Consider the following 11845-nt stretch of genomic DNA (forward strand, 5'->3'; position numbering starts at 1 on the left):
TGAATGCCCAAACCACCTTGATCCTTTTTGATAGTAAGGTAACGTAGAATAAATCACATCTCTATTCTACTACTTCTAAATCACTAATCAAATAAAAATAGTCATTTTAGATTCATTTATAACAAAAAGCCCCCGAAGATTAGTCCGAGAGGCTTAATGAAATATAATAATTTGAATTTAATGCCAGTCTGCCGGTTCCCGCGCATCATCAATCTGTGTTTGCAATTCAGCTACCAATTGCTCCTTCGTTTGCGTGTCCCATTGGAATAAATTATTCATATCTTCTATGACTTCTTCCTTCCATTCCAACAAGTAAGGCATATCAAACAACAAGTAACCCGTGCGACGCAATAAGAAATCGACAGGATGAACCACAGCTTCTTGATAAATCGCATAGTGAAGTTGTGCATACAAACTGTTCGGCAATGACGATGTCCCGTTTTCCTTGTGCTCCTGCGCATAGGTGAATACATGATCGATATTCGAACCATAACGCTTCGCCAATTCACGCCCCTCTTCTAACGACCAGCCAAAGCGATTATTCCCTTCTTTTGCCTTCTTCTCAATAAAGGCATCAATATTTTTCGAACCACCGACATCTCCACCTGAAATTGGCAGATGATGCGTTTGTACTGTTTTAAATTTCTTACCCGTCTCTTTCGCGAGAGCTTTAGAAACCTCATCTAGCAGCTTCTCAGCCATTTTGCGGTAACCAGTCAATTTCCCACCAGCCATCGTAATCAGACCACTTTCTGAGAACCAAACCTCGTCTTTACGCGAAATCTCAGATGGATCCTTACCTTCTTCATAAATAAGCGGACGAACACCAGCCCAGCTCGATTCAATGTCATTTTCGCTAATATGAACATCGGGGAACATGTAATTAATCGCTTTAATCACGTATTTATGATCCTCTTCATTCGCTTTTGGATTGATCACCATTTCTTCATACACGGTATCTGTCGTCCCCACGTAGACTTTCTTTTCACGAGGAATAGCAAAAACCATTCGACCATCTGGCGTATCAAAATAAACAGCTTGCTCCATCGGGAATTTCGTTTTATCAATAACAAGATGGATGCCTTTTGTAAGGCGAAGGTGTTTATTATTGACTGCATAGTCCATCTTACGTACTTTGTCGACCCATGGCCCAGCTGCATTAATTACACGATGTCCCTTAATGTCGAATACTTTTCCAGTAATACGGTCACGTGCTACAACGCCAACTACGTGTTTTTTTGCGTCATATAGAAAATTCTCCGCTTTCGTATAATTAATGACTTTCGCGCCCAGCTCCACAGCTTTTTTCATTACCTCAATAGTTAAACGAGCATCATCTGTACGGTATTCCACGTAGTACCCCGAACCTTTCAGCCCTTCCTTCTTCACAAATGGGTTCTTAGCCAATGTTTCTTTTGCTGATAAAATTTTGCGTCGCTCGTCCTTTTTTACACCCGCCAAATAATCATATAAGCGAATGCCAAACGAGGCGCTCAATTTACCCATATTTCCACCTTTATGAAACGGTAACATCATCCATTCAGGCGTCGTCACATGCGGACCGTTTTCATATACAATCGCACGTTCCTTCCCTAAATCAGCTACTTCTTTAATTTCAAATTGTTGCAAATAACGCAAGCCACCGTGAACCAATTTAGTCGAACGGCTAGAAGTTCCCGCTGCAAAATCTTGCATTTCAATTAGCGCCACGCTCATCCCACGCGAAACGGCATCAAGCGCAATCCCTGCACCTGTAATCCCACCGCCTACAATAACTAAATCGAATTCTTCCTCTGCCATCTTCGTTTGAATCGTTTCTCTGTCAAAAGCTGAAAATAATTGTACCATCATCTTTTCCCCCTCTAGGACCTGTTTGCAGTCTATCCATCATCATCTGTTTTCCACGTTTCGTTGGGTTTGAAACCGCTATACAAAAAAAGAGAGACTACAAAACAAGCGATTGCGCTCGCCATTTGTAGTCTCTCCGTATCTCAGACAATAATTAATATTAACTTGTCTCCAATTATAGTACAGCCGTTCCCTAAAAGTAAAGCTATTTGTTTCGCTTTCTTCGTATTTCTACAGCCTTTTCTGGAAAATCCGTCATAAATCCTCGAACATTTTCATCAAAAAGTGTCTCCATCTGGCTTACTTTGTTAGCCGTCCAGCAACGCGTTGCCACATTTCCAAACATATCATGATTCCGAATCGTATACGGCGGGTTAATACTATCCAGTTGCAAACTTGCTAACTGCGCGACTGCTTCTTCCACATCCAATTTCGTAATCGCCGAGAGTTTAATCGTATCATCCAGCGCCCTCATTCGCGCCAATGTATCTAAATTAAAGGAGCAAAATAAAAAAGCAAGCCGTCCAGCTCTCCTATTGCAAAGTTCCAGTACTTTCTCCTCGATTCCAGGATAATCATACGCATCCGTTTTTAATTCAATATTTAGAATCAACGGATATCCGCCTAGTACAACAAGAACTTCTTCCAATGTAGGAATCTTTGTTTTTTTAAACAACGCCCGAAAACGTTTCTTATATCCTTGGTGCGCATCCAACTTTTGGAGCTCCTTCAACGTAAAATCCTTTACTAATCCCGAGCCGTTTGTCGTCCGATTTACCGTTTCATCATGAATCACGACAGGGACCCCATCTTTTGTCAATTGTACATCTAATTCAATTCCATCAGCCCCAGCCTTCGCCGCTGCCAAAAAGGCTGGTATCGTATTTTCAGGATGTGACCCCTTACTCCCACGATGAGCAAATATTTCCGTCAAATTCCTCACCTCAATCATGTGACATATTGTTCTTTTTATTATACATAAATAAGACAATTGTCTCAAATTTAATAAATTCCTGTTTTTTTGCGGCCTATCGAATTACAGCGCTAGAAACATGTGTTATGATAGGTCAGTAGAGAATAACCGAAGTCAGCAAAATGGAATTATTAACAAGCTTTTGTTCCTACTACTCATATTAGCAATTAAAATTAGGAAACTTTCTTTCCTTATGATTTGCAGTTAGGAGAGATTACATGGAGAGATCCGCTCGATATAAAAGAAAATACGTACCTAGCATTGATGGGCTTCGAGCACTGGCAGTTATAGCTGTCATCGCCTATCACCTCAGTTTTGGATGGGCTTCCGGTGGTTTCTTGGGAGTTGACATCTTTTTTGTTTTATCAGGCTACTTAATCACCAATATTTTACTATCCGAATGGGAAAAGAATGAACGCCTTGATTTGAAGAAATTTTGGATTGGCCGTTTCAGACGACTCATTCCTGCCGTATACTTAATGATTGTTGTCGTTGTGGTTTTTGCCGTGATTTTTAACCGCCCACTTCTGGCAACATTACGCGGAGACGCCACAGCTTCCTTTCTGTACATGAGTAATTGGTGGTTCATTTTCCATAACGTATCCTACTTTGACTCTTTTGGAACGGCATCCCCTATCAAAAATTTATGGTCTTTAGCTATTGAAGAACAGTTTTATATTATCTGGCCACTGTTTTTATATGGCGCCTTAAAGTTCATTAAGAAACCAGCCATCATTTTACGCATTATTGTGATTGCAGCGATGCTTTCTGCTATTTTAATGGCTGTTCTGTATTCACCGGACGGCGATCCAAGTCGTGTTTATTACGGCACAGACACACGCGCATTTGGCTTGTTACTCGGCGGAGCATTGGCTTTTGTTTGGCCATTTACACGCTTGTCGCCTCACATTCCAAAGCCTGCAAAATTTGCCGTCAACCTGGCTGGAACGATCAGCGTATCCATCTTCTTAATTTGTATCGTAACCGTAAACGAGTATGATTCCTTTTTATACCGAGGAGGCATGTTTTTAATTGCCATCAACGCGATTATCATGATTGCTACTATCGCGCACCCAGCCTCATACCTTAGCAAATTATTTAGTTTTAAACCATTGCGCTGGATTGGGATGCGATCCTACGGTATTTATTTATGGCACTATCCCATTATCACCTTGACAACACCAATCACCGAAGTCGGGACGCCGAATTTAGTACGAGCTACTCTTCAAGTTGTAGTAACACTTCTTATCGCGGAACTTTCCTATCGCTTTGTAGAAACCCCGATTAGAAAAAAAGGCTTCATCGCATACGTCAAGTCATTCCATTTCAAAGGTTTACTACATTGGCGCGGCTATCCAGTTGGAAAATGGGCTTTTATAAGCAGTCTCGTTCTCATTCTTGGATTCTTCGCACTCGGTATGAGTAATCTAATTCCAGTGAAAACAAACGCAGAAGGCACACAGAAAACCCACGTAAAAATTGTTGCAGACGCGAAAACACCGCAAAAAGAAACACCAAAACCTGATACACCAACCAAGCCGACACCAGCACCTAAAAAGAATGCGGCGAAAGCACCGGTCACCCCAGACAAAATTAGCTATACACAAACATTAGCGATTGGTGATTCACTCATGATTGACATTCAGCCAGTACTCGAGAAATCCGTTCCAAATATCACAATTGACGGTCTAGTAGGTCGCCAAATGGCTGATGCTATCAACACTGCTACACAATATAATAAATATAACAACAAAGGGAGCGCCGTGATTCTCGAACTCGGTACAAACGGTCCTTTTGCCCTCAAAAAAATGGAGCAACTCGTTCAAATGTTCGATCAAGCTAGTATTTATCTTGTGAATACACGCGTTCCTCGTCAATGGGAATCCGAAGTAAATGAATCTATCGATAAAATTGACGCGGAGTATGATAATGTCACACGCGTAGATTGGTACAGCTTAGCCGTCGATCATCCAGAATATTTCGGTCGTGATGGCGTTCATTTAACGAAAAAAGGCGTTTCCGCTTATGTTGGTTTATTGACTAATAAAATGGCTCATTAAAAAAATCCATCGAATCCCCTAACACCGGATTCGATGGATTTTTTCTATAGAAAGACCAAGCGCTCCTGCTCGTTAAATAGCGTTTGTATTTCGTTAGACTGAAACAACGCATCCTGTTCCTGATAAAATAAATAGAGCATCAAGACTCTATCAAACGCTATACTCACCGCGATGCTTTTAGATCGAATTAATGTTTCCCGATGCCTTCTCCCCTTTAAATCAATATAAAAACTTCGTCCAGAATCCCAATCTGTTTCAAGGTTAATCGAGTCTGGCTTCTGTTCATTTTCCAAACTATATAGGTGCCTCGGTATATGTAACTTCGACAAAACCGCCAATGCTCGCTCAACAGTCGCCGTATCTGGACTGATATCATAATCTGTCTCCTGTAGATATTCATGAATTTTCCAAATATATTTTTCGCGGTAATGACTACGCATCGTCCACAAATAAAATATCCGAGCCCCTTCACGCTCATCGACATAGCTCGCTAGGTGCTCTTTTTCCTCACTCCGCACATAAAAATAATGCCACCGTTCACTACCTGCTAATCGTTCGCGCTCCAATCGATAGTAATCCTCTCCTTGCTCATGAAAGGTCTCAATACTATTTTTCTTCGCAATCACCCGTTCCCCACGTTGCTTTAATAATCGACAAATCCGTTCTAATTCCATATCAAGCGGTTCCTTTCCAGCATTGCTACTCCTCTATCTTTAAGTAACCATAATCAATTAAATTCTTGATTGACGCAATAATCCACAGTTCTTTTTCCACATGTACGCGACCTTTTAAATATTTCCTGAATCCGTTATCAATCGCATCCATTTGTTTTAACGCCTTTTCACAGGCAGATTCAAACGGTTCTATCACGATATATTTAGCCGCTTTTTTCTCAACGACTGTTTGTTTTTTCGACAGTCCTTGTAACCCATTTACCGCATCGCTAAACCTTCGTAATCTTATGTCCATTTCATTTTGATGCATAAAAGAAATTTTCCTCATCATTATCCGCCTTTCCATAAACTGTTTTATATATGTAGGTGTTTCCGCTTTCAAAGTGACAATAAAAAAGACCACTCTCATAGTGATCTTCATCGTCATGTATATATATACAATTTAACATATTCCAGCTGACATGTAAATGCTTTTACGAATTATTCTCCAAAAACGTGCGGCCATTCTTGCTTTTTGTCCAAGAAATTTTTAGCCAACTCCTTAGCACCTTCTAAGCTATGACTAGCAGCCCAGCCACATTGCACTTCATTACAAGCAGGAACTTCCGTAGCCTCTAATACATCAACCAGCGTTTTTTCAAGAATCGCCAACACATCCTCATAGTCATCATGGTTGATAATAGATAAATAAAAACCAGTTTGACAACCCATTGGACTAATATCCACAATTTTATCGGAATGATTGCGTGATAACTCCGCCATTAGATGCTCCAGTGAATGAAGCGCCGGCATTTCCATATGTTCTTTATTGGGCTGCATAAAACGAATATCGTACTTATAAATCTCGTCTCCGTGCTCCCCTATTTTTTGGCCCGCAAGTCTTACGTACGGTGCTTTTACAAGCGTATGATCTAGGTTAAAACTCTCTACATTCATTTTTTCAGACATTCCAATCCATCCTCTCTAAAAAAATATTCCTAGGCTAGCGTAAACTTGCTTACCTAGGAATTCTACGACACGAACTATTCTACCGTATTTTCAGTAATCGTTGCAAGTCCCAGCCATGTTTCGACTGGTCCGCCTTCTAATTGCTCGTCCATAATGAACGAACCATTCGAATAACGATCCGTCACGCGCAAGTTGGAAACATCCAGATTCACAACAACTTCTTTATCAGTCGCAATATGAATGGTGTCCTTGCTATCTGCTAAATCTAAACTGATAAAACGGTGCGGACTACTTTTCAGTTCACGGAGCATTAGAAGACCACGTTTTGCTCTGGAAATCGGCTCAAACTCTGATAATTTCATTCGTTTAGCTGATCCGCGCTGTGTAAGCAAGACCAAATCACGTTTTTCGCTTGGAACAATTACTTTGGCGCCAACAATAAAATCATCTGCTTTCAGATTCATCGCTTTGACACCAGCCGTTCTAGCACCAGAAAGTGGCACTTCACTAATCGAATAACGCAGACCATAGCCATTATGACTCGCTAAGAATACATCTTCATTTCCAATAACAGTCTCCGCAGAAATTAAGCTGTCATCACCTTTTAAGTTAATCGCCATCAATGTTTTGGAATAACGTTGCGGTTTGTAATTCAATACCGCCGATGCTTTAATCATGCCATTTTTCGTAACAAACAAGAAATAATCCGTTTCACTGAACGTTTTCATCGGAATGGCCGCGACAACTTCTTCTTCTGAGGACGTATCCGAAACGAGATGGCTCACATGCTCACCCAGGTTCTTCCACTTAATATCCGGCAACTCATGGACAGGACGATAAATATAGTTTCCCTTACTTGTGAAAAGTAACAGCGAATCCATCGTGTTCATCGTCTGAATAAAGATAGCATGATCGGTTTCTTTCATCGATAAATCTTCTCCATTAGACGCGGCGTATGAACGCATACCCGTGCGTTTCACATAACCTTCTTTCGTAACAGAAACAACAACGTCCTCACTTGCAACAAGAACCTCTGTATCAATTTTTATTTCAGAAATTTCATTTTCGATAACCGTCAAACGCGGTGTTTTATATTTTTTCTTAATTTCATTTAGCTCTTCTTTTAGACAAGCAATCAAGTTATTCTCATCACCCAGGATGGCTTCTAATGCTGAAATTTGTTTCGCCAGCTCATCGGCCTCCTGCTGAAGTTGCGTAATATCTGTATTTGTTAAACGATAGAGTTGCAAAGAAACAATGGCTTCTGCTTGCTTCTCACTAAAATCATATGTTGTTTGCAAATTTAACTTCGCATCACGTTTATCTTTGGAACCGCGAATCATTTGAATCACTTCATCTAAAATCGATAGAGCCTTCATGAGACCGTCAATGATATGTTGGCGCGCCTTCGCACGTCTAATATCATATTCCGAACGCTTCGTTATAATCTCTTTTTGGTGCGCAATGTAGGCGTCAATCATCGAAATAACACCCATCAATTGCGGACGTTTATTAAAAATCGCAACCATATTGAAATTATATGAAATTTGCAAATCCGTATTTTTGAAAAGGTAATTCAGTACCCCATCTGCATTCGCGTCTTTTTTCAATTCAATCACAATGCGAAGTCCAGTCCGATCCGTTTCATCACGAACCTCTGAAATACCCTCGATTTTCTTATCAATACGTAGATCATCCATCCGCTTGACAAGTGTCGCTTTGTTAATTTCATATGGAATTTCGGTAATCACGATTTGTTGACGACCACCGCGCATATCTTCAATAACTGTCTTCGAACGCACAACCACGCGTCCTTTTCCAGTTTCATAGGCTTTGCGAATCCCATCAATACCTTGAATAATCCCACCAGTCGGGAAATCTGGGCCTTTAATCAGCTTCATAATATCCGACGTCGTGCAATCCGGCTTATCCAAACGCTTAATGACGCCCTCAATCACTTCCGTCAAATTATGCGGTGGAATATCTGTTGCATACCCAGCTGAAATCCCTGTCGAGCCATTGACAAGCAAATTCGGAAAACGACTTGGCAATACCGTCGGCTCACTCGTTGTATCATCAAAGTTTGACACAAAATCAACGGTCTCTTTATCCAAATCACGCAATAACTCCGATGAAATTTTGGATGTCCGTGCTTCCGTATAACGCATGGCAGCAGGCGGATCACCGTCGACACTACCGTTATTTCCGTGCATTTCAATCAAGGTATTACGAACTTTCCAATCCTGACTCATCCGCACCATCGCCTCATACACCGACGAATCACCATGCGGGTGATAGTTACCGATAACATTACCAACTGTTTTCGCTGATTTACGGAATCCCTTTTCCGCCGTATTGCCCTCGACATGCATCGCAAACAAAATCCGACGTTGTACAGGTTTCAATCCATCACGCGCATCCGGTAACGCACGTTCTTGAATAATATATTTACTATAACGACCAAACCGGTCTCCTAAAACTTCTTCCAAGGCTAAGTCTTGAATTTTTTCATCTGGAGTACTCACTCGCCCGCCTCCTCAATAATCATGTTCTCGTTTTCTAGAATACTCTGATCTTCTTCCAGCGAGAATTCCACGTTTTTCTCAATCCAGTCACGTCTTGGCTCTACTTTATCGCCCATCAGTGTCGCCACACGACGCTCAGCGCGAGCGATATCATCAATGCGTACACGGATCAGCGTTCGCGACTCTGGATTCATCGTCGTATCCCACAACTGATCGGCGTTCATCTCACCAAGCCCTTTATAGCGCTGGATAATGTAGCCTTTGCCAATTTTTTGAATCGCTGCATCTAGCTCCTCATCAGTCCACGCATAGGCCATCACTTCTTTTTTACCAACACCCTTACTAACCTTGTAAAGCGGTGGTAGCGCAATATAAACCTTGCCAGCTTCCACTAACGGACGCATGTATCGATAAAAGAACGTCAGAAGCAGCACTTGAATATGTGCACCATCCGTATCCGCATCGGTCATAATCACAACTTTATCATAATTACAATCCTCCACCTCGAACTCAGCACCTACACCAGCGCCAACCGTATGGATAATCGTACTAATTTCTTCATTTTTCATAATATCGACGAGTTTCGCTTTCTCCGTATTAATAACCTTACCACGAAGCGGCAAAATGGCTTGGAAACGGCGATCACGCCCTTGTTTAGCCGAACCACCCGCCGAGTCTCCTTCGACAAGATATAATTCATTTCTTTCCGGGTTTCGCGATTGTGCTGGCGTCAGTTTACCAGAAAGCGATGTTTCCGAACGCTTACGCTTCTTGCCGTTTCGCGTTTCTTCACGAGCCTTACGTGCTGCCTCACGCGCCTCACGCGCCTTCACAGCCTTTTTCACAAGCAAAGCACTCACTTCTGGGTTCTCCGCTAAATAATAGCCCAAATGTTCCGCTACAACAGCATCCACCGCAGGTCTGGCCTCTTGCGTTCCGAGTTTTTCCTTCGTTTGACCTTCAAATTGCAATAAGTTCTCCGGAATCCGAATCGAAAGTACTGCCGAAAGCCCTTCACGAATATCGCTACCTTCAAGGTTCTTCTCTTTCTCCTTCAGCATCCCAACGCGGCGAGCATACTCATTAAACACACGCGTCATTGCAGCCTTCATACCAGCCTCATGCGCGCCTGCACCCTTTGTCCGCACGTTATTAACAAAACTCAAGATATTCTCCGCATAACCATCGTTAAATTGGAACGCCATCGCGATTTCAATCGTATTGCTATCCCCTTCAAACGACACAACTGGATGCAACACATCTTTTCCTTCGTTGATGTATTCCACAAAGTTTTTCACGCCATCTTCAAAATGGAATTTCTCTTCCATCCCGATACGTTCGTCTACAAGCTCAATCTCCATCCCCTTTAAAAGGAATGCCGATTCACGCAAACGTTCCGATAACGTTTCATAATTATAAGAAGTCATGGGAAAAATCGTTTTATCAGGTTTAAAACGAATCGTTGTACCTCTTTTATTTGTTTTGCCTAGCTTGCGCAACGTACCTACTGGTTTACCACCATTTTCAAAATCCATTTCATAGGTGAAGCCCTCGCGATAAATTGTTACTTTTAGCGTTTCTGACAAAGCATTAACAACCGAAGAACCTACACCGTGCAAGCCCCCACTTGTTTTGTAACCACCTTGGCCAAACTTACCACCCGCATGAAGCACCGTCAAAATAACTTCAACAGTTGGCTTACCTGTTTTATGCATTCCGACCGGCATACCACGCCCCTCATCCGAAACGCTGACACTCTCGTCTGCGTGTAAAACAACTTTTATTTTATGTCCATATCCAGCCAATGCCTCATCGACGGAATTATCCACGATTTCATAGACTAAGTGATGCAATCCACGTGTATCTGTCGAACCGATATACATCGCCGGGCGCTTACGTACCGCCTCAAGTCCTTCCAACACCTGAATCGAATCATCATTATACTCATTTTTTGAACGACTCATTTTATTTTGCTCCTTCCGATTTTGCTTATATACCTTGCTGTTTACCCATTTCTACCTGTTATCCAAACATATGTTGGCAACAACTACTTTAACAGAATAGCACTTCCGCCCAAAAAAATAAAGCCCACTTGCTCTTCTGCGGGACGAGAACCACTCACTTTCGTCGTTAAAAGCTCCGTTCCAATGCTCTCGTACAATCCTATGTCCCGCGCTGATACTCACTTTTGCCTAGAAATTAAGCGGTAGAGGTTTCATAACACGGATATGGGATTTAGTATTTTTGGTGTAGCGTGTTTTAAGTGCAGCGATATGTATTTTTTTGCAAGTCAAAAGCCCCTTTTACAGAGGCTTTCTTTCTTAGCTATTTGTCTAGTCTAACATTATCCTTTGCCAGAAAGCAAATACTCAACCATAATGCAGCGGTCCATGATGACTGTGTGGCCCTTTTCTTTTAGGAAATTGTAGGCTTCTTCGTTTGCAACGCCTGATTGTGCCCAGAATACATCTGCGTCGATTTGGTCGAATTCTTTTGCCAACTCTGGTAAGAATTCAGATCTCCGGAAAATATCTACAATATCGATACGGCCTTCAATTTCCGCTAAACTAGCCACGGCTTTTTCGCCAAGTACTTCGTCTACACGAGGGTTAACCGGGATAATCGTATAACCTTCTTGCTGCATCCGTTCTGAGATTTGATAGGATGTGCGCTCTGGATTATCACTAAGACCAACTACCGCGATTCGCTTAGCTTTGTTCAAAATTTGGTGAATTTCCGACCTTTCAGGATTCAAAATTGCCATCTAAATCCCCTCCTATACGTCCATCATAGCGGATTAGGAGGCGAAATAGCAAG

9 protein-coding genes are annotated in these 11845 nt (G+C 41.8%); 1 reads left to right on the forward strand and 8 read right to left on the reverse strand.

The window, feature by feature from the left end:
- Window positions 1-177 precede the first annotated feature (177 nt).
- The gene (locus HPK16_RS09050) at window positions 178-1848 is read right to left on the reverse strand and encodes a glycerol-3-phosphate dehydrogenase/oxidase (protein ID WP_181676653.1); all 1671 of its coding nucleotides are present in this window, start codon (window positions 1846-1848) and stop codon (window positions 178-180) included.
- A 205-nt stretch (window positions 1849-2053) separates the two neighbouring features.
- Window positions 2054-2782: a glycerophosphodiester phosphodiesterase family protein gene (locus HPK16_RS09055; protein WP_181676654.1), complete on the reverse strand. Its 729-nt coding sequence runs from the start codon at window positions 2780-2782 to the stop codon at window positions 2054-2056.
- Window positions 2783-3039: 257 nt separating this feature from the next.
- On the opposite strand from HPK16_RS09055, the gene HPK16_RS09060 reads away from it, so the two are divergent.
- Window positions 3040-4881 (forward strand): acyltransferase family protein, encoded by a 1842-nt coding sequence (locus tag HPK16_RS09060; RefSeq protein WP_181676655.1) that lies wholly within the window; start codon window positions 3040-3042, stop codon window positions 4879-4881.
- 44 nt (window positions 4882-4925) lie between these two features.
- Here the strand turns inward: HPK16_RS09060 and HPK16_RS09065 are convergent, their stop codons facing one another.
- The 6 genes from HPK16_RS09065 to HPK16_RS09090 all read right to left on the reverse strand — a co-directional run bounded on the left by HPK16_RS09065 (window position 4926) and on the right by HPK16_RS09090 (window position 11792).
- Complete coding sequence (locus HPK16_RS09065; RefSeq protein ID WP_181676656.1) at window positions 4926-5555, reverse strand: hypothetical protein; 630 nt, start codon at window positions 5553-5555, stop codon at window positions 4926-4928.
- Window positions 5556-5580: 25 nt separating this feature from the next.
- Window positions 5581-5886, reverse strand: coding sequence for a hypothetical protein (locus HPK16_RS09070; protein ID WP_181676657.1), 306 nt, complete (start codon window positions 5884-5886; stop codon window positions 5581-5583).
- Between the two features lie 149 nt (window positions 5887-6035).
- Window positions 6036-6503, reverse strand: coding sequence for an S-ribosylhomocysteine lyase (locus HPK16_RS09075; RefSeq protein WP_181676658.1), 468 nt, complete (start codon window positions 6501-6503; stop codon window positions 6036-6038).
- 74 nt (window positions 6504-6577) lie between these two features.
- Window positions 6578-9028 (reverse strand): DNA topoisomerase IV subunit A, encoded by a 2451-nt coding sequence (gene parC / locus HPK16_RS09080; RefSeq protein ID WP_181676659.1) that lies wholly within the window; start codon window positions 9026-9028, stop codon window positions 6578-6580.
- Complete coding sequence (gene parE / locus HPK16_RS09085) at window positions 9025-10992, reverse strand: DNA topoisomerase IV subunit B (RefSeq protein WP_181676660.1); 1968 nt, start codon at window positions 10990-10992, stop codon at window positions 9025-9027. Before parE ends, parC begins: the two co-directional genes overlap by 4 nt.
- A 380-nt stretch (window positions 10993-11372) precedes the next feature.
- Complete coding sequence (locus tag HPK16_RS09090; protein ID WP_181676661.1) at window positions 11373-11792, reverse strand: CoA-binding protein; 420 nt, start codon at window positions 11790-11792, stop codon at window positions 11373-11375.
- Between the last annotated feature and the right edge of the window lie 53 nt (window positions 11793-11845).

Origin of the sequence: Paenilisteria rustica (assembly GCF_013820765.1) — a bacterium.
Classification (GTDB): Bacteria; Bacillota; Bacilli; order Lactobacillales; family Listeriaceae; genus Listeria_A; species Listeria_A rustica.

Coding starts and splice junctions, on each gene's coding strand:
- HPK16_RS09075 (WP_181676658.1), bottom strand. CDS start 6,503: ATGTCTGAAAAAATGAATGTAGAGAGTTTTAACCTAGATCATACGCTT.
- HPK16_RS09090 (WP_181676661.1), bottom strand. CDS start 11,792: ATGGCAATTTTGAATCCTGAAAGGTCGGAAATTCACCAAATTTTGAAC.
- HPK16_RS09060 (WP_181676655.1), top strand. CDS start 3,040: ATGGAGAGATCCGCTCGATATAAAAGAAAATACGTACCTAGCATTGAT.
- parE (WP_181676660.1), bottom strand. CDS start 10,992: ATGAGTCGTTCAAAAAATGAGTATAATGATGATTCGATTCAGGTGTTG.
- HPK16_RS09050 (WP_181676653.1), bottom strand. CDS start 1,848: ATGGTACAATTATTTTCAGCTTTTGACAGAGAAACGATTCAAACGAAG.
- HPK16_RS09070 (WP_181676657.1), bottom strand. CDS start 5,886: ATGATGAGGAAAATTTCTTTTATGCATCAAAATGAAATGGACATAAGA.
- HPK16_RS09065 (WP_181676656.1), bottom strand. CDS start 5,555: ATGGAATTAGAACGGATTTGTCGATTATTAAAGCAACGTGGGGAACGG.